14 protein-coding genes are annotated in these 18,797 nt (G+C 41.9%); 8 read left to right on the top strand and 6 right to left on the bottom strand.

All coding sequences use genetic code 11. The features are described 5' to 3' along the window. Positions 1-34 precede the first annotated feature (34 nt). A complete protein-coding gene (locus tag D0907_RS12820) occupies positions 35-1,558 on the top strand; it encodes a M17 family metallopeptidase (protein WP_075594055.1) in 1,524 nt (507 codons plus the stop codon). 272 nt (positions 1,559-1,830) lie between these two features. Here D0907_RS12820 and D0907_RS12815 read toward each other — a convergent pair whose 3' ends face one another. Both D0907_RS12815 and D0907_RS12810 read right to left on the bottom strand, forming a co-directional pair. Continuing rightward, positions 1,831-3,468: a methyl-accepting chemotaxis protein gene (locus D0907_RS12815; RefSeq protein ID WP_036966284.1), complete on the bottom strand. Its 1,638-nt coding sequence runs from the start codon at positions 3,466-3,468 to the stop codon at positions 1,831-1,833. Positions 3,469-3,618: 150 nt separating this feature from the next. After that, positions 3,619-5,844, bottom strand: coding sequence for a S9 family peptidase (locus tag D0907_RS12810; protein WP_075594056.1), 2,226 nt, complete (start codon positions 5,842-5,844; stop codon positions 3,619-3,621). A gap of 112 nt (positions 5,845-5,956) precedes the next feature. Between D0907_RS12810 and D0907_RS12805 the strand changes: the two genes are divergently transcribed. Next, positions 5,957-6,361, top strand: coding sequence for an HIT domain-containing protein (locus D0907_RS12805; RefSeq protein ID WP_036966288.1), 405 nt, complete (start codon positions 5,957-5,959; stop codon positions 6,359-6,361). 86 nt (positions 6,362-6,447) lie between these two features. Beyond that, positions 6,448-7,173, top strand: a complete 726-nt coding sequence (locus tag D0907_RS12800) for a substrate-binding periplasmic protein (RefSeq protein ID WP_227006813.1) — start codon at positions 6,448-6,450, stop codon at positions 7,171-7,173. 83 nt (positions 7,174-7,256) lie between these two features. On the opposite strand, the gene D0907_RS12795 is transcribed toward D0907_RS12800, so the two are convergent. Beyond that, the gene (locus D0907_RS12795; protein ID WP_036966293.1) at positions 7,257-8,960 is read right to left on the bottom strand and encodes a dipeptidyl-peptidase 3 family protein; all 1,704 of its coding nucleotides are present in this window, start codon (positions 8,958-8,960) and stop codon (positions 7,257-7,259) included. A 269-nt stretch (positions 8,961-9,229) separates the two neighbouring features. Here D0907_RS12795 and D0907_RS12790 point away from each other — a divergent pair, with 269 nt between their 5' ends. Continuing rightward, positions 9,230-10,072, top strand: a complete 843-nt coding sequence (locus D0907_RS12790; RefSeq protein WP_036966295.1) for an HDOD domain-containing protein — start codon at positions 9,230-9,232, stop codon at positions 10,070-10,072. A gap of 55 nt (positions 10,073-10,127) precedes the next feature. On the opposite strand, the gene rdgC is transcribed toward D0907_RS12790, so the two are convergent. Together rdgC and D0907_RS12780 are read right to left on the bottom strand one after the other, a co-directional pair. Then, positions 10,128-11,036, bottom strand: a complete 909-nt coding sequence (rdgC, locus tag D0907_RS12785) for a recombination-associated protein RdgC (RefSeq protein ID WP_036966297.1) — start codon at positions 11,034-11,036, stop codon at positions 10,128-10,130. A gap of 90 nt (positions 11,037-11,126) precedes the next feature. Then, entirely contained in the window at positions 11,127-12,890 is a 1,764-nt protein-coding gene (locus tag D0907_RS12780; protein ID WP_036966299.1) for a sensor histidine kinase, read from the bottom strand. A 235-nt stretch (positions 12,891-13,125) separates the two neighbouring features. Here D0907_RS12780 and D0907_RS12775 point away from each other — a divergent pair, with 235 nt between their 5' ends. The 4 genes from D0907_RS12775 to thrC all read left to right on the top strand — a co-directional run bounded on the left by D0907_RS12775 (position 13,126) and on the right by thrC (position 18,384). Next, the gene (locus D0907_RS12775) at positions 13,126-13,500 is read left to right on the top strand and encodes a response regulator (protein WP_036966301.1); all 375 of its coding nucleotides are present in this window, start codon (positions 13,126-13,128) and stop codon (positions 13,498-13,500) included. Positions 13,501-13,728: 228 nt separating this feature from the next. Then, a complete protein-coding gene (gene thrA / locus D0907_RS12770; RefSeq protein WP_118844589.1) occupies positions 13,729-16,146 on the top strand; it encodes a bifunctional aspartate kinase/homoserine dehydrogenase I in 2,418 nt (805 codons plus the stop codon). Between the two features lie 9 nt (positions 16,147-16,155). Further along, positions 16,156-17,082 carry a homoserine kinase gene (gene thrB / locus D0907_RS12765; protein ID WP_074988905.1) on the top strand — a complete coding sequence of 309 codons (927 nt, stop codon included), beginning with the start codon at positions 16,156-16,158 and terminating at the stop codon, positions 17,080-17,082. A gap of 18 nt (positions 17,083-17,100) precedes the next feature. Beyond that, positions 17,101-18,384: a threonine synthase gene (gene thrC / locus D0907_RS12760; protein ID WP_065979731.1), complete on the top strand. Its 1,284-nt coding sequence runs from the start codon at positions 17,101-17,103 to the stop codon at positions 18,382-18,384. Between the two features lie 35 nt (positions 18,385-18,419). Here thrC and D0907_RS12755 read toward each other — a convergent pair whose 3' ends face one another. Further along, positions 18,420-18,788 (bottom strand): hypothetical protein, encoded by a 369-nt coding sequence (locus D0907_RS12755; protein WP_036966310.1) that lies wholly within the window; start codon positions 18,786-18,788, stop codon positions 18,420-18,422. Positions 18,789-18,797 lie beyond the last annotated feature (9 nt).

Below are 18,797 nucleotides of genomic sequence, written 5' to 3'. Positions count from 1 at the left end.
AGGTCCTATGTTTCTAACAGCAGGACCTTTTTTTATGGCATACCCTCATGCAGTTGTCGCCTCTCAATTAGCTGATGCAGATCACGATGCATTGATTATTATCGGTGATAATTTTTCGTCTTTAGCCGATGCAAGCTTAAGCCACGCTATCAGTGCTCAACAAGCCGTTGATGCACGTATCTCTAAGCAAGTCACATTACTTGTGATTGACTCAAAGCGCGTTATTTTAGCGCCTACAGGTCCGCTTAATCGCGATTATGACGATGTACGTCGTTATTTTGATGCTGCTAAATTAGCCGTGCTAGAAGCAAAAGCTTCGGGCAGCACCAAGCCTGCTATTTTACTTGCGAGTGCACACCACGATGCGCGTTACAAACATGCACTTGAAGTTGCCTTTTTAGGTGCTTGCCAAGCATTATGGCAGCCACTTGAAGCGCGTGAGTTTCATGGCCAAGCGATTGAGCCAATCAGTCAAATTAGCTTAGTGGGTGCTGATGAGGCCATGGTTAAAGCATTGAATGCAATTGCCGCAGGCCAATATGCTGCGCGTGACTTATGCGGTACAGAGCCTGAGCGCATGGCACCGCCACGTTTTGCCGATTATTGTGTTGAGTTATTTGCGGGCAGTAAAGTGTCTGTTGATGTGATCTCAGATATCGACACTATCGATAAAGATTACCCAATGATGAGCACTGTAGCGCGTGCATCATACGCTGTTGAGCGTCATCATCCACGTGTTGTTAAGCTTGAATATGTTCCTGAGGGTGACATTGAGCGTACGTTAATGTTCGTTGGTAAGGGGCTTGTTTATGATACCGGTGGTGCCGACCTTAAAGTGGGTGGCTTTATGGCGGGTATGAGCCGCGATAAAGGTGGCGCAGCATCGGTCGCTGGTTTTATGAAGTCAGTGGCTGATTATGCACCTAAAGGTGTCAAAGTGATTGCTTACTTAGCCGTGGTTCGAAACTCAATTGGTTCTGATTGTTTCGTGCCTGACGAAATCATTACGTGCCGTGAAGGCGTTCGTGTACGCATCGGTAATACCGACGCAGAGGGGCGTTTAGCAATGGGTGATTTACTCAGTGAAATGAAAGACCGCGCATTAAATGAAGTAAATCCAGAGCTATTCACTGTTGCAACGCTAACAGGTCACGCAGCACGTGCGATGGGTCCTTACAGCGCTTATGTTGAAAATGGGCCCGCTCGTCAAGCGCAGGTTTCACGTAAAATTGCTGATTTAGGTGATTTATGGGCTGATGGCGCAGAGGTCTCTCGCAGCCGTCGTGAAGACTACGACTTTGTTAAGCCTCGTACATTAGCCGATGATGTACTTTCGAGTAACAATGCACCGTCAGCTGTGACTGCACGTGGACACCAGTTCCCAATGGCATTCTTAGCGATTGTAGGTGGTTTAGATAAGCATGGCACTGAATCAGCACACCCATTACCGTATGTTCACATGGACATCGCGGGCAGTGGTGTAGAAGGCGGTGATTGGCAACATGGTAAGCCAACCGCAGCAGCTGTCAGCAGTTTATTTGCACGTTATTGCTTGTAATATTTAAGCATTAAAAAAGCCCCGCAAAAATGAAGCGGGGCTTTTTTTCGTTAAAATTTAGCTTATACCAATCCGCAAAAATACTTAATCATTTTGAGTGATCAAACCAGTCGCTACCTGCGTTAAAAATTTCTGATTTACGACTGCATGGATGCAGGAGGTAGAGCAATGCAGGAGCAATTGCCGAGCACAACTAAATAACTAAATTTTTGCCTTGTTATCAACGCGGTTTTATTGCCTCAAAATAGACCACTTAATTAAGCGGAATGGTATTAATCAAGTCTAAAGCGATTTACCACATCGCTTAGTGCTTGTGAGCTTTGTTTTAAGCTTTCACTGGCATCTGATAGCCCTTGGGTATTTGATAGTGACTGTTCGGTTGATTGTGACAGCTCATTGATACGTAAGTTAACTTCATCTGCCGCACTCGTTTGTTGTTCTGTGGCGCGGGCTATTTGGCTATTCATATCTTTAATAATTGTGACCAAACGCTCAATTTCACTGAGTGAGCTGCTTGCTTCACCTGCTTGTAAGACGGTTTCGCTCGACAGTTGTTGACTGGCAGATACCGCATCAACCGCAGCTTTAGCGCCTGCTTGTAACTTACTGATCATGGCCTGAATTTCATCAGTACTTTTACCGGTACGGCTAGCCAGTGTACGCACTTCATCGGCTACGACAGCAAAGCCGCGCCCTTGCTCTCCCGCGCGAGCCGCTTCAATCGCGGCATTAAGCGCAAGTAAGTTTGTTTGCTCTGCTATGCTGCGAATAACATCCAGTACAGAGCCTATATTGTTACTCTCTGCTGCAAGGTCAGTGGTTACCTTACTAACCTGCTCAATATTATGCGACAGAGTTTCAATAGCGGTAATGGTTTTGTTGAGCACCTGTTTACCGGTTGAAGCATTTTGCGCCGCGTCGTTTGCTGCATGCTCAGCTTGATCTGCATTTTGGCTAACATCATGAATTTGATGAGTCATTTCTTCCATTGCGGTGGCAACTTGTGTTGAGCTGTCATTTTGCAGTTCAATAAAAGAATGATTGGTTTTAGTGGCATCATCCACATTGTGGGCGTACTGATTGACCTGTTGAGCATTTTGCGCGACTTGCTTGAGTGACTCTCGCATTTTTGCAGTGTATAGGTTGAAGTAACGCGATAGCCGAGAGACCTCATCATTGCCGTTTTCATCAAGTTGTTGGGTTAAATCACCTTCACCTTGCGAAATGTCTTTCATCATATCAGCAGCCAATTGAGTTGGTCGTAATATACTATTTGCAATTAAATAACTGAGCGCAATTAACAGACCAATAATAACCACCGCAGTGATAATGACGTGATTTCGTAGTGAAGCAAATGCATCTTCAATGGTGTCAATGTAGACACCCGAACCAATAATCCATTGCCATGGTGTGAAACCCTTAACATAGGCAATTTTATCAACGGGTTGATCCTTTCCAGGCTTAGGCCATTTGTATGGAACAAACCCTTCGCCTTGTCGTTTAACCACGTTCACCATGTCAACAAACAGGTGTACCCCGTCGGGGTCTTTATTGTTGGCAAGTGATTTACCTTCAAGCTCTGGTTTGAATGGGTGCATAACCATCGCAGGTTGATAGTCGTTTATCCAAAAGTAATTGCTTTTGTCATAGCGAAGTGCAGCGATAGTATCCAGCGCAGCTTGTTTTGCTTGTTGTTCACTGAGTTTACCTTGTTGGAATAAAGCATAATTGTGTTCAATAATGCTGTGGGCTGACTCCACTAGGTTTTGAGTTTTGGTGTATTGTTCTTGTTCTAAAGAATCATATTGCTTCATTAAGCTTGAGATACTTAAAAAGATCAATCCAACCACCACTACACTAACCAACATGGCAAGGCGTTGTAAGATTGTAAAACGGCGTAAGTAGTTCATGTGTATTCCTTGGTCATGCTTGTCTAAAAGCAATATGTTAAGTGTAGTTAAAACAGGTATTAAATCTAGTTGTGGATGGAATACATTGAGACAAAAAAAAGGCTGATTGGACAATCAGCCTTTAGTCTAAGTTACCGAATTTAAATTTAACTATTGTACGTTAAAGTGACGGTTGAAAAAGCTTGTGATAGTTTGGTGCAAGTGTGTTTGCACACTCTTACCACGTAAACTGTGCTTAGAACCTGGGTACGTCATCATCTCAAACTGCTTTTCTTGATCTTGCAGTTGTTTAAATAACTTCGTGGCGTGAGTAAATAACACGTTGTCATCAGCCATGCCGTGGTAAATCATTAGCGGTCCTTTTAAGCCTTCAGCATAAGGAAAAACGGCACTTGCTTCGTAGCCTTTTGCATTTGTTGCAGGGTGGCCTACGTAGCGTTCTGTGTAGTGTGTGTCGTAAAGTGCCCAGTCGGTCACTGGCGCGCCCGATACACCCGCTTTGAAATAATCACCGGCTTTAAACATGGTCATCAGTGCCATATAGCCACCGTAACTGTGACCGTAAATACCTATGCGCTCAGGATCAACGTAATCAAGAGTGCGTAAGAACTCAACCCCTTTAATTTGGTCAGCGACTTCAGCAACCCCTAAGTGTTTATAGATAACGTCTTCAAACTTTTTACCACGGTTGTAAGAACCACGGTTATCGAGTTGAAAAATAACGTAGCCTTGCTGTGCCATGTATTGGAAATACAAGTTTTTGCTGCGCCAGCTATTTGTCACTCGTTGGGCATGTGGGCCGCCGTATACGTTTACAATAACAGGGTGCTTTTTACCATCTTGATAGTTAGTCGGCTTGAATAAACGGTAATGCATTATTTGGCCGTCTTCAGCTGTTAATGTACCGTATTCAGGAGTGATTAAATCGTCTAAGTACGGTGTAAGTGGATGCGACTTATCGAGTTTGTTTTCTTCAAGCCAGGTAATAAACTCGCCGTTAATTTTACGAAGTGCGGCTGAACCTGGTTTATTAACCGATGAGCTGTTGTCGATAAAGGTTTTATTATCTTTGGCGATAACCACATTATGATAAGCACCGAGCTCTGTTATGCGCTTAATATCCCCTTTTTTGAATAACGGTGCACTGTATAAATGGCTTTCAAGATCGGTGTCTTTACGCGCTGCAAAATACACAATGCCTTTTTTCTCATCGATTCCTTTTAAGCTATCAACCACCCAGTCACCTTGCGTGATTTGGCGGATCATTTCGCCATTTGTGCGGTACAAATAAAGGTGTTTAAAGCCGTCACGTTCAGAGGCCCACACGAAGTGTTTTTTATCGTTTAGGAACTGTAGATCAAAGTGTAAGTTAATCCATGTATCGCTTGTTTCTGTTAGGGAGACCTTTTGCTTTTTCGTTTCACTGTTGTAAAAACGCAGCTCTAACGTTTGCTGTGAGCGGTCTTGCCATTGATAAGATAGCGTTTTGTTATCTTTTAACCAGTTGGCGCGAGCAATGTAGATATCTTCGTCTTCGCCTAAATCAACCCAATCAGTTTGTTGGTTGTTAATGCTAACAACACCGAGTTTAATTTTAACGTTGTCTGTACCCGTGAACGGGTAACGCTGGTTGAAAAGCTTTACTTCATCAGCGTAAATTTCGTTTCGAATCGCTTCTTTTACAGGGCTTTCATCGACACGCGTATAGGCAATTTTTGTTTCATCACCTGACCACCAGTAGCCCGTCATGCGGCCCATTTCTTCTTGAGCCACGAATTCAGCCATGCCGTTTTTAATAACGCCACCGCCGTCTTTACTTAACTGGATTTCTTGACCCGTTTTTAAGTTCAGTGCGTAAAGGTTTTGCTCGCGAATAAACGATACAAAATGACCTTTCGGTGAAAAACGTGCATCGGTTTCGAATGCTTCGGTATCGGTCAGTTTGCGGCTTTTAGCTGAGGCAAGTTCGTAGTAATAAAGGTCGCCATTCAGTGGGAAAAGCAGTGCTTTACCATCTTTTGACCATTTATACTCTAAAATCCCTTTACCAAAGATACGCTGACGCTCACGTCGTGCTTTTTCTTCATCTGATAGGTTTTCTGGGCCTGAGAATAGTGCCGCAGAGTCAACTAATAAGCGGTTTTTGTTATCTTTTAAATTGTATTCCCACAAGTCATAACGGTTGTAGTCGTCGGTTTTACCTTGTAAGTAGGTAACGCGGCTACCATCGGGTGAGAATTTAAGTTGTACAGGTGCTTTACCTGCTAAACTAGGATCGTCAAAAATACGCTCTAGTGATAGTGGTTCAGCATTCACACTCAGTGCTGTTGCCACTATTGGTAAGGCAAGTGAGAGAGATTTAATTTTTTTTAGCACAGGGGTACCTTCGCTCGAATAAAAACTGCCACGATGTTAATGGTAAGCTTAGGCAACTGCAACTAAATGCTATAAAGTAGCAAGGGTACAACTTAGATTTAAGGACTTATTGATGAAAAATGCTGATATGCCATTTTCCTTGGCACCTGAATTACAGCGTGATTGTATTGAATTAGCAGATTGGCCACTGTGTAAAGTATTGCTAATGAATGACAGCCAATATCCGTGGTTTATTTTAGTCCCGAGAGAAGCGGGTTTAAAAGAAATTATCGACCTTTGTGAAGCGCAGCAAGTGACACTTTTACGCGAGTCGGCCAAACTAAGTAAATTATTACAGCAGGTTTTTAATCCAGACAAGCTCAATGTGGCTGCTTTGGGAAATATGGTGCCACAACTGCATATTCATCATATCGCACGCTTTAAAACAGATGCTGCTTGGCCTGCACCTGTGTGGGGTAAGTTACCGGCGGTTCCGTATTCTGATGAGCAGATTACTTCGCTTAAAGCGTATTTTTAAACGGTGAATATCGAAAATATAGTCCAGCAAATATGAAAAAGTGGCACGTTAGCGCGGCAATAATAACACGTTGTTTTTTTGTGACGATGTTATCTTTGAGTGCCTTTGAGAGTGTGGCAAAAAGTTATTATTTTGTAGGAAGTCATTTTCCTGCCATTTTAGAACAGGATCAGCACGGTTCTCCTACAGGACTCGGAGCTGACATCGTTTATGAAATAGGCAAGCGATTGGGGCATACTATTGTGATTGATATTATGCCGCTTAAACGGGCTTTAAAAATGGTTGAGCAAGGTGATGCCGATGCCATTATTGGCCCTTATAAATCGTTTCAGCGTAACCAATACATGCTCTTTAGTGCATTACCCTTTTATGAAGACCCTATTGTTTTTTATACCAAACCGAATAATGAAGTTACTTGGCGAGGAAACTTCGCCAGTTTAAAAAAAGATGCAATAGGGGTTATTCGTGGCTGGGATTATGGGGTTGAATTTAAGCGCCATGAATCGAGTTTACTGTTATCAGAAGTCGCCAATGTGCGGGCAAGTTTTTTACAATTAATGTATGACAGGGTTGATTTAATTCTAACTCACCCCCGCGCAGCAAGGCCGGTGATAGAAAGTTTGGGTATTGCCGATAAGGTGATCATACTTTCTCCTATTTTAACGGTTAATCAAGGTTATTTTGGTTTTACTAAGCAGCGAGATTTAGCGCAATTTATTGATGAGTTTAATGCTGAGTTTCAAAAAATGTTGCTAAATGGGGAAATCGTAAAACTAAACAATAAATATGGGCTGAGCTTTGTGGCGCATTAATGACTGTTGTTTAAGCATAAAAAAACGCTGCTCGAAAGCAGCGTTTTTTGTTTAAACTCGTTATTACTCAGATGAGAGTGCGTTTAGTTTAAACCTAATACCTCTTTACCTTGTTTAAAGGTCACATCAACAGGGATGTTTGCTTGGCTTAGCTTTTCTAAATCTTTAGCAAGCTCGGCTTTAATTTCACCATGAGTCGCGATTAATTGGTCGACTTTTTGATAATCGCCGTCACCTTGAATCGTTAAGATAAGGCGCGATAGTTTTGCCATCGCTAAGCTCATTTTTTCCATATTTACGCTGTATAAGCCATCTGCATTTTTAGAAAATGCACCTTCTTCGGCAAAAAAGTTAAAACGGATCATGTTTGCTTTACCATGTGCACTTGATGCACCAAAACGCACTGAGCGGAATATACCAGCCATAAAGGTGATGTAGTAATCTTCTAGCGTACCGTCAGTGATTTCACCTTTTTTAAGTAACTGCTCAACCATGTAAAGACCAAGGATATCTGCTTTACCTTCTTCAAGCGCGCTGGCATGCTCTTGCAGTGATTGACGCACAGTCCCTTTGTTGGTGATGGTGTTTTTAATTCCTAAGCCATGTGCGACTTCGTGGAACATGGTGTTTGCAAAAAACGCATCAAAGGTGATGTGTTTACGCTGCTCAGGCACAATTAATTGCTCTGAAATTGGCACTAAGATTTTGTCGAATTTAGCGCGCATCGCGTTTTTAAGCTGTAAACGGCGGGTGCCTTTTTCAAGCTGTACTTGCTCATCATTAGGCAAGTTAATAGCAATTGTTTTGCTGCCGGCATTTGAGTGGCCCGCATAGTAAACAACATCATATGCATTAAGGTCAGCGTCTGAACCCGGTACTTCTTGCTTGTACTTATCGTCTACGGGTAAGCCTTTTTGTAGCTCTGGTAAGAAAGCTGCAAACTTAGCTAAACGCTCACTCCACGCAAGGTCTTTAATTAATACGTAAGACTCATAAGCGGCACGGTAACCAAAGAGTTGATCTTCGTAGGTTTCGATTGGACCAATAACAACATCAATTGGGTTGTTTTTCATGTCCATCCATGCGAAGTCAGAGGGTTGGAAGTTATCACTAACAAGTGCATCAGCACGCATGCTTAAGTAGTTTGCAAATTCTTTGTCATCGGCGAGTTTACTTGCTTCACGGAGTAAGTTTGCCGCTTTTTCTAGTTCCTGTGCGTATTCTACTGAGTAAGCCACGCTGTATAGTTTGCCATTTTCATCACGTTTAATAACTGAATAAAGGCCTGTTTTATCTTCAACTGTTGCGTTGTTTAACGCTTCTTTAGTGATATCGCTTGGGTAAAACTCTGCGCCAAGTGGTTTTTCTTCATAACCAGATAAGAACACCTGATCGCCGTTTAAACGGTCCCATGGGCCGTAGTTGATATCTGCAAATTTTTGCACTTTTTCGTCATTAATTTTTGCCAAAAATGCTTCTTTGTTTTCACCAAATGCTTGACGCCAAAATAATGCATCCATGATTTTTGATGCGTCAATAAGTTTGCCAACCATTTGCTTTTGGTTATCGCTTAAGTGGCTCAAGTCTGAGGTTAATGTAAAGTCTGTATAGATATCTAAGCGGTTTCTGTCTGCATTGATTAGTTGCGGATTATTTTCTTCAGTATTTTGAGTCGTTTGCTCTGCAGCAGGCTTTGTTTGAGAAGGGGTCGCTTGTTGGTCAGAACATGCACCTAGAAAAACTGCACCAGATAAGATAAGTGCGTGGCTAATTTTATTTAATGTCATTTTTTTGCCCGTTAAAAAGAGAGAGTCGTTGCTTTGAAAATAAATGTGTAAGCATTAAAGCAAACCTAACATATAAATGGCAAGTTTACTGCGCAGTATGTGATTTTAAGCAATTAAATCGGTGTCTTAAAATATAAAAGTAGATTATTACTGTGAATTTCTTAACTTTAGCGCTAACTTAGACAATACTAAAACAATAATTAATCTAACAATGTCAGTCATTAGTTTGATTTTATAAAAGCAAGCTAATTCAAGAGGATGGCAAAGATATGTCAACAGAAAATGCACTACTGACCATTTTGGTCGACCGAATTAATAATGACACCCTAGTGTTGCCTACTTTACCTGAAGTGGCTGTAAAAGTCAGACAAGCTGCAGACAATCCTAATGTCAATTTGATGCAAATGGCCGATGTGATTTCACACGACCCCGCGCTTTCAGCCCGCATGATTAAGGTGGCGAACAGTGCCTTTATGGGGCGCTCGGTTAAGGTGACAAACCTACACCAAGCTGTAACGCGGATAGGTTTACGGCAAATTAAAAACATTGCAACGGCCATGGCAATGGAGCAACTGTTTGTATCGCACAATGAGTTAATTAAAGGCTACATGGACAAAGCGTGGCAAAAAACGCTGAAGGTGGCTTGCCACTCAATTACCTTAATGGATTTTTTCCTACGCGATAATAAGAAGACGTCATTAAATCGCGACACCATTACGCTAGCGGCTTTAGTGTATAACATTGGCGTGTTACCCATTTTAACGGAAGCCGAAAAACACCCCGAAGTATTTGCGAACCCCAGCTTTCTTGCGCATGCAATTCAAAAATTGGGAGGCAAAGTAGGGGGAGCGATTATGCGAGCGTGGGGCTTCACTGATGAATTTGTTGAAGTTGCTGAGAGCTGGGCAAACCCTAACTATCGTCCTGAGCATATTTGCTATGTTGACTTTATTCGCATAGGCGCGATCTTAGAGGGCATCCTGCAAGTATCAGATAAGTCTTCAGCATTACAGACCTATTTAGATAAAGGTGTTATTTCGTCACTTGATATGTTTAATTCAGATGAATATCACGACATGTTAAATGATGTAAAAGCGGTGTTTACTGAATAACGCATTAAAAAGCGCAGATTACGACTAATCTGCGCTTTTAGTGTCAACAAGCTGATTATAAATCGCTTGCATCTCCTAATCCTTGAGTTAGTTCTTCAAGTAATTGCTTAATTTCTTCAGATGCTAAAATGAAGTCTGCATCTAATTTTACGGCCATATCTTCTTTAGGGATATCGGCGTTTTCTTCTTTAAGTGTTTCTGAGTAGCTTAGTCGTTTTATTGACCCATCGTTTTGCAGCATGAACTTAACTCGCTCTTGCCAATCAAGTGCAAGCTTAGTCACGCGCTTGCCATTTTCTAGATGCGATTTCACTTCATCACACGATAAATCATGGCCTTTAAGTTTAACCTGTGCGCCACTATCGTCTGCTTCTTCAAGTTCTGCATCGTTGCCAATAGCGAACCCCTCAGGCGCATTAAATTGTGTTAGCCAATCGGTTAGAAACACATCCAGATCATAGTTTGCAAATGCGGGCACTACAGGTAACGACCCTAACGATTTACGTAACAAGGCAAGAAGTTCTTCGGCTTTGTTAAAACTACCACTGTTAACAACCACCCAGCCATTCTTTTGGTCAATAAATGCAAACTGTAAGCTCGACTTTTTGAATGCTTGAGGAAGTAGGGTATGCAGAATATTTTCTTTTAGTTCGTCTTTTTCTTTTTTCTTAACTGGGCGGTTTTCTTCCGCTTCAATCTGCTCTACTTTTTCAGCAACCAGTTCGTTAATAACCGCAGCGGGTAATACTTTTTCTTCACGTTTTGCGCACACTAAAATGCTATCTTGAGAAAAGTGCGATAGGGTTTGACCATGTTTACCAAAGGCTTTGGTCCAACCAAACGTTGATAACTCTTGACCACCACATGAGCGAAACAGGTCTTGTTCTAGGGCTTTATCGAAGTCTTCTTGGTTGTATGATACGTCTTGTTTAAAACGGTAACAGATAAGGTTACTAAACCACATATTTAGGCTAATCCTTTCATTAAATTTGCCCAATCATAGCAATAAAAAAGTGATGCCGAAATGAATGATTTCGGCATCAGGGGGTTTTGTTTATGTATTAAACATTGAAAGTGGCTTTGGCATGTTTTTAGGGAAACTAATGTGGTAATGCAACCCTTGTCCAGGCTCGCTTGTTACTTCTATATCGCCACTGAGCGTTTGTTTTACTAAGTTAAAAGTAATGTGTGTGCCTAAACCGCTGCCGCCTTGGTCGCGCTTGGTAGTAAAAAATGGGTCAAATAGCTTTTCTAACTGCTCTTGAGTTACACCATTACCGTTATCTTTAAAGTCGATGATAACCTCATCGTCTTCTTCTTTTATAACAATCTCTATGATGCCGCTTTCTATGCCTTCGAAACCGTGAATGAGTGAATTCATGATTAAGTTCGTGAAAATTTGACTAATTGCCCCCGCAGGTAAATTGAGTGTTAAGTCTTCAGGGCAATCTAGGTTTATATGGTGCGATGTTTTTTTAAGTTTAGGGTGTAACGAGCGGATCACCTCGCCTAAATACTCTTTAAAATTAATTGTACGCACCGCTTCACTGGCTTGGTCTACCGCGATTTGTTTGAAGCTGGCGACCAGCTCAGAAGCACGGTCTAAATTACTGGTTAATAAGCTGGTGCTTTGTTTTGCGTCGTTTATAAACTCTTCTAATGCTTTCGGCGAAAGGGTTTTGTCTTTATAGGCTGCTTCAATTTGATTCAGGCGCTCTTGTAAAAAAGAGGTCGCTGTAACACCAATACCAATCGGGGTGTTTACATCATGAGTAATACCGGCAACAAGCCCGCCTAATGCGGCCATTTTCTCTGAGCCTACTAACCGCTCTTGGGCCATGTTCAGTTCATCAAGGTAACGCTGTAGTTCAGTTTGCTTTGTTATGAGCTCTTGTTCGGTTTGTTTACGTAAATCGATTTCTTCAGTTAAGGTGAACTTTTGTTTTTCTAGCTCGTATTTTTGTTGCTGTAAGTCCATCATTGCTTGGCTCAAGTTTGATGTCTTACGAGCGACTTCCTGCTCTAATTGCAGGTTTTGTTGATCCAGTTTTTCGTTGCTTATCAGTAATTCTTTTTGTGTATGTTCAAGCTCTTCTCGGTACAGTACCACTTTATCAATCAGGCGATTAAATGACTCTTCCATCACTTTTAATTCGTTATGCTCACTGGTTTGAATGTCGATATGGCGACCTTCTAAATCATTGAGTTCAAGATCTTCTATTTGTTCTGTGAGCTGGGCTAAGGGTTCTGTTAACTGTTTTCTAAAGGCAATTAAGAATAGGATGATCAAAAATGTTGTTTTGATCATCGCATTACCGATTAAGAAATAAATCGAGATCATAATACGGCTAAATACGACGTCTCTGCTTGAAAATAGGGTGACATCACCCACTTGGGTGGCTCTGCCTGAAAACTCAAAAATCAGCGGGAAAGTGTAACCAAATAAACCTGACGGGGTGTCTTCAATAATCGCCTCTTCTTGCACTAGCTGCTGACTGTATAACTCATGTATGTCTAAAGAGCGCCCTAATTGTGATAACACTTCACCACTGTCATCTCGCACAATAATGCCTTCAATCATAGGGATCGCAAGTAACCCCTCAGCAGTGGTGATCGTTTGCTTAGTGTTCAGCTCCCAAATGGCGCGTGTGAGGCTGCGACTGAATGTTTTTTGCAACGTGGTTAATTCATCGCGAATGTAATCTTTGGTATTAACGTACTCAGCAATAACCTGCCCACACGTAACGACAAACGTTAATAAAAAATAAACCGAGAGCACACTGGTTAATAATTTTTTTGACAGGCTTTTTTGTAGCATGGATTATCCATAGCTCCTTGGTGAGATTTGTAATACATTCAGCTAAATCTAAAGTTAGCTAATAAATGATTAAAAATAAATAAATATATCCTTTTTTACGGGATCATTTACAGATTGTAACTAAATCATGAAAAAACTTGACCTTACTGCCTTTTAAAAAGTGTGATATAAAATTAGTCATCTTTAATTTATCCTCTATTAACGCTGTGTTTGCAACAGCGAAGATGTATATTTCATGAGTAATTCTAATTTTTCAGTGCTTGTCTGTGATGATTCAAACGTTGCCCGAAAACAGGTCGTACGCTGTTTAGGTGACTGCATCAGTGCCGACATTAAACAAGCCAGTAACGGCCGTGAGGCACTTGCTTTATTGCGGCAGCAAAACTTTGATTTGCTTTGCCTCGACTTAACCATGCCAGAAGTTGATGGTGTTGCTGTACTTGAAACGATTAAAGCCGAAAAAATAGAGTGTTTTGTGTTGGTTATTTCGGCGGATATTCAAACAGAAATGAAGCAACGAGTCGCAAAACTTGGTGCCATTGATTTTATTGATAAGCCGATAGAACTTGTCCGCTTAAAAACAACTTTGCATAAATTTGGTATTCATTAAGTCTTTATATAACCTAATTGCATAATTTATCTTTTTATTAAGGGTTGACAGACTGGCTGTTTTTAAGGCAGTCTAGGGGCTATGAAAACATTTAATCACGCAACGACCATTATTATTACAACCATCATCCTTACGGGATAGTGGCATAGGTCGGTGCAACAAAATTAAAGGCCTGTGTTCACTAGAACACAGGCCTTTTTTCGTTTATGGGATGAGGAAACATAAATAATGCGAGTATTAAAATTTGGCGGGTCGTCCTTGGCTGACTTCGCATGTTTGCAACAGGTAGCTCAGTTAGTCAAACAAGAACTTAAAGATGAAATGCTATTAGTGCTTTCTGCACCGGGCGGCATGACTGATTCACTCGTTGCGCTAGCGAGTGCAGCAGAGCAGGGGCGTGATTATAGTGAGTTATGGCATGCACTGGTTAATCGTTGTGAGCAGTTAAAGGCGGATGTAGAAGCAGAGTTTGGCGCAGTTGATAATTGGCCTAATTTAAATGACCTAAAAAATAAATTGGATGGTGTTGCATTATTAACGTGCTGCCCAGACCAAGTTAAAGCTTATGTTATTAGCTTTGGTGAGCGAGTGAGTGTAGCGCTCATGCAGCGTATGTTAAAAGAGAGTAATGCGCACTACCTTGAAGCAACTGACTGTATTGCTTCTGTTGGTGGATATATTGATGCAGAAGCAGACTTAGCCGCGAGTAAGTTGCGTTTTCGTGAAGCATTAAAAGCAGCACCAAGTACCATTTACATCATGCCTGGTTTTACTGCGGCTAATGAGCAAGGCGAGCTTACAACACTTGGCCGTAATGGCTCTGATTATTCAGCAGCAATTGCTGCAGCCTGCTTAGAAGCCGATGTTTGTCAAATTTGGACCGATGTTGACGGTGTTTACAATGCGGACCCGCGTTATATCAAAAAAGCCTCTAAAGTAGATTCGCTGTCTTATAAAGAAGCGATGGAACTTTCTTACTTTGGTGCCAAGGTGTTACACCCAAAAACAATTTTGCCATGTGCTAAAGCTGGCGTACCTTGCGAGATCAAAAATACTCATAACCCTCGCGCTGAAGGCTCTGTGATCAGTAACGATAGCGTATCATCAGAACCGGTTAAAGCGTTATCAAGCTTACAAAACCTTGCAATGCTAACGGTCTCAGGTCCCGGCATGAAAGGTAAAGTGGGTATGGCATCAAAGGTGTTTAATGCCCTTGCTCATGACAATGTATCGATTGTGTTAATTACACAATCGTCGTGTGAATTTAGTATCAGTTTTTGTGTTCACGAAAGTGATTTAGCGCTGGCTTTAGAAGCGTTGCAAACGGCTTTCGAACTTGAGTCGCAAGCTGGGCTTATTGAACCCGTTCAAGTACAACGTAATTTAGCGATTGTTACTCTAGTGGGCGACAATATGCGAGCGCACAAGGGTCTTGCAGCAAAATTCTTTGCTTCATTAGCGCAAGCGCAAGTCAACATTGTGGCGATTGCCCAAGATTCAACAGAGAGTGCTATTTCTGCGGTTATTGATGGTGAGCTGTGCAATGATGCTGTGAAAGTGTGCCACGAGAACTTTTTTACACATATTCCATCAATCGATATGTTCTTATTAGGCTGTGGTTTAGTTGGCCAAGAGCTTATCCAGCAACTTGAGCGCCAGCAAGCATGGCTTGAAAAGCGCAATATTAAGCTTAATTTGTACGGTGTTGCTAACTCAAAACAACTCTACCTCGACAGTGACGGTATTGCCTTTAGTGATTGGCAAGAAAAATTAGCGATATCGGAGCAAGGTTTTGACTTAAAACTCGTTGAGCAATTTGTGAAACAAAACCATTTAATCAACCCTGTTATTGTTGATTGTAGCTCAGCCGATAAACTCGCCGCGCAGTATGTTGATTTCTTAAATGCTGGTTTCCATGTTGTGGCTGCGAATAAAAAAGCAAATACCAGCTCATTTGCGTACTATCAAGATTTGATTTCTGCGACACAAAAGAATAACCGTAAGTTTTTATACGAAACCAACGTAGGGGCAGGTTTACCAGTCCTTGATAATTTAAAGTCATTATTTGGCGCGGGTGATGAACTTATTAAGTTCAGCGGCATATTATCAGGCTCGTTGTCGTACATGTTTGGTGCTTTGCAAGATGGCCTCTCGTTGAGCGAAGCAACTGTAAAGGCAAAAGAAAGTGGCTTCACTGAGCCAGACCCACGTGATGACTTATCGGGGACCGATGTTGCTAGAAAGCTGCTGATCATTGCGCGTGAGTCTGGACTTGAACTTGAGTTAAGCGATATTGAAGTTGAATCTGTATTACCAACAGGGTTTGCAGAGGGAGATTCGGTTGCTGAGTTTATGGAAAAGCTGCCCAGTCTTGATGCTGCTTTTAATGACCGTATCCAAAGTGCAGCAAGCGAAGGTAAAGTGCTGCGTTATGTTGGCATTATTGAAAATGGTCACTGCAAAGTAGGTATTGAAGCGGTTGATAGTAAGCATGCACTTTATGATATTCGTGATGGTGAAAATGCACTGGCGATTCTTAGCCAATATTATCAGCCTCGTCCGTTTGTTATCCGTGGCTATGGTGCGGGTGCAGAAGTGACTGCCGCAGGTGTATTTGCTGATATCTTAAAAACATTATCACGCTAGGAGAAGGTTATGATCCGTATTTACGCACCGGCTTCTATCGGTAACTTTGCGGTTGGATTTGATGCTTTAGGTGCCGCATTGGCACCTATTGATGGCAGCCTACTTGGTGATGTGGTTGAGGTATCTGCAGCTGAGCAAGACACATTTGTGTGCTCAGGAGAGTATGCAAGTAAGTTACCAGCTAACGCAGAAGAAAATCTTGCCTATCAGTGCCTTATTCATTTTAAAGCGCATGTTGCACCGGCCATGCCCACCGTGAAACTAGAGCTTAAAAAGAACTTACCAATCGGTTCTGGGCTTGGTTCAAGTGCATGCTCGGTGGTTGCCACATTTGCTGCGCTTGATCAGTTTGCTAAAACTGACTTATCGCAAGAGCAGTTGATTGAACTTATGGCTGATTTTGAGGCGATTGTGAGTGGTGGTCGTCATTACGATAACATCACGCCATGTTACCTAGGTGGTTTACAGTTAACAGGCGATCTTATTCCCAATAAATCCATTGCGTTACCGGTTGATGAGCGCTGGTATTACGTGGCAGCTTTTCCTGGCTTTTCTCTTAATACGGCAAAAGCTCGCTCGGTTTTACCCACGCAACTATCAATGCATGACAGTGTCGAGTTCGCACAAAGATTGTCTGCATTTAGTAGCTTGTTACTGACGGGGCGTTTTGATGATGCCTTATCAATTATGCGTGATGAAATTGCTGAGCCACACCGAGCGCCACTTATAAACGGGTTTAGCGAGGCGAAGCATGCTTTACCAGAACTTGGCGCTGAGATTGTGAGTATTTCGGGTGCTGGACCGACTCTTTTTACAGTGTGTAAAAGTCTAGAAGCCGCTAAGCAATGCGCAGCGTGGCTTAATGATAATTACATTAATGAACATGGTTTTTGCCATATTTGCCAGCTTGATCAGCTTGGCACACGACAGCTATAAAGAATTTAAGGAACTACAATGCAATTACATAATTTAAAAGATGCAACACAACAGGTGTCGTTTATTGAAGCTGTAAAAACGGGTTTGGGTCGTAACCAAGGCGTTTTCTTTCCAGATAGCTTGGCGCCTATTGCTGATATTGATGCTTTATTAGATTTGGACTTTGTTACTCGCAGTAGCAAAATCTTATCCCATTTGATTGGGGATGAATTACCCGCAGACACCGTTGCTGAGATGGTACAAAATGCGTTTAACTTTGATGTAAAACTTGTTGAAGTCGAAAAGGATATTTACTGTTTAGAGCTTTTTCACGGGCCAACATTAGCGTTTAAAGATTTTGGTGGGCGTTTCATGGCAGAGTGTCTTGCACAATTTAGCCAAGGAGAAAAAGTTACCATTCTAACCGCAACGTCGGGTGACACAGGTGCTGCGGTTGCGCATGCCTTTTACAACAAACCGAATATTGATGTGGTTATTCTATATCCGAAAGGCAAAATTTCGCTAGCACAGCAAAAACTATTCACTACGTTAGGCAACAACATTCATTGCTATGCGGTTGATGGCAGCTTTGATGATTGCCAAAGCATGGTAAAACAAGCGTTTCTCGATGATGAAGTAAAAGAAAAGCTAGGGTTAAACTCAGCGAATTCAATCAACATCAGCCGTTTAGTTGCACAGGTGTGTTACTACTTTGAAGCAATAGCACAATTGCCAAAAGCGCAACGTGCTAAAGCGCATATCTCTGTACCAAGTGGAAACTTTGGTAACGTGTGTGCTGCGATGATTGGCGCTGTACTAGGGATGCCAGTGGCAAAACTTAGTGCAACAACCAACCAAAACGATACGGTGCCTCGTTTCTTGCAAAATAAAGAGTGGGCTCCTAACGCAACGATTGAATCGTTATCGAACGCGATGGATGTGAGTAAACCAAACAATTGGCCGCGTGTTCAGCACATGTTAGATAATGCATGGTTTAGTTATGATGACTTTTATTCAAGCTGTGTCGATGAAGAGACAACCAAAGAGGTGATGAAAAAAATTCATCAAACAGGGTATGTTGCAGAGCCTCATACTGCGATTGCATACCAAGGCTTAAAAGAAAACATTGCACCGGGCAGTGCGGGTATCTTTTTAGCGACGGCACACCCCGCTAAATTTAAAGAAAGCGTGGAAGAAATACTCGAGATTGAGTTACCGATGCCAAAGCCTTTAGCAGATGCGTTAGCAAAGCAATGTCTTGCAGAAGATATTGTGTGTGATTACCAGCTTTTGCGTACTGAGCTGTTAAAAAAACTGGCGTAAAAAACCATAAAAAAGAGCGGCTAAGCCGCTCTTTTTTAATGCAATATTGAATGACTATGCCGGTTTAAAATCCGCATCACAAGAATCACCACAGCGGTAATACACAGTAACACGCCAATCACTGAAACAAGTTCATTTTGTGTCCATTGGATCAAGGTATATGCCGCAATAAAAACAATAAATGGTTTAAATTCATAGTAATAATAGAGCTTTCTTTGATTTACTCGTTGACTCGAATGATCTGTGCGTCTTGCATTTGAGCGCATTCGCCAAATATTTGCACCCAGTAAAAAGAGTACGATACCAATGACTGTAGGCACCACATTATTCGCTAATGTGATGCAACTGATGCCGAGGATAAAGTAGCCATAGGGGGCGGCTTCGTAAAGAGGTTTTGCTAACATGAGATTTTA

The organism is Pseudoalteromonas lipolytica (assembly GCF_003515105.1).
In the GTDB taxonomy this organism is placed as follows: domain Bacteria; phylum Pseudomonadota; class Gammaproteobacteria; order Enterobacterales; family Alteromonadaceae; genus Pseudoalteromonas; species Pseudoalteromonas lipolytica.
The sequence above is the reverse complement of the archived record's forward strand: the minus strand, read 5'-3'. Positions and strand labels throughout refer to the sequence as shown.

Excerpts from the sequence above, each read along its gene's own strand:
- D0907_RS12820 (WP_075594055.1), top strand. The coding sequence starts at position 35 with ATGGCATACCCTCATGCAGTTGTCGCCTCTCAATTAGCTGATGCAGAT.
- D0907_RS12815 (WP_036966284.1), bottom strand. The coding sequence starts at position 3,468 with ATGAACTACTTACGCCGTTTTACAATCTTACAACGCCTTGCCATGTTG.
- D0907_RS12805 (WP_036966288.1), top strand. The coding sequence starts at position 5,957 with ATGAAAAATGCTGATATGCCATTTTCCTTGGCACCTGAATTACAGCGT.
- D0907_RS12800 (WP_227006813.1), top strand. The coding sequence starts at position 6,448 with ATGTTATCTTTGAGTGCCTTTGAGAGTGTGGCAAAAAGTTATTATTTT.
- D0907_RS12795 (WP_036966293.1), bottom strand. The coding sequence starts at position 8,960 with ATGACATTAAATAAAATTAGCCACGCACTTATCTTATCTGGTGCAGTT.
- D0907_RS12790 (WP_036966295.1), top strand. The coding sequence starts at position 9,230 with ATGTCAACAGAAAATGCACTACTGACCATTTTGGTCGACCGAATTAAT.
- rdgC (WP_036966297.1), bottom strand. The coding sequence starts at position 11,036 with ATGTGGTTTAGTAACCTTATCTGTTACCGTTTTAAACAAGACGTATCA.
- D0907_RS12780 (WP_036966299.1), bottom strand. The coding sequence starts at position 12,890 with ATGCTACAAAAAAGCCTGTCAAAAAAATTATTAACCAGTGTGCTCTCG.
- D0907_RS12775 (WP_036966301.1), top strand. The coding sequence starts at position 13,126 with ATGAGTAATTCTAATTTTTCAGTGCTTGTCTGTGATGATTCAAACGTT.
- thrA (WP_118844589.1), top strand. The coding sequence starts at position 13,729 with ATGCGAGTATTAAAATTTGGCGGGTCGTCCTTGGCTGACTTCGCATGT.
- thrB (WP_074988905.1), top strand. The coding sequence starts at position 16,156 with ATGATCCGTATTTACGCACCGGCTTCTATCGGTAACTTTGCGGTTGGA.
- thrC (WP_065979731.1), top strand. The coding sequence starts at position 17,101 with ATGCAATTACATAATTTAAAAGATGCAACACAACAGGTGTCGTTTATT.
- D0907_RS12755 (WP_036966310.1), bottom strand. The coding sequence starts at position 18,788 with ATGTTAGCAAAACCTCTTTACGAAGCCGCCCCCTATGGCTACTTTATC.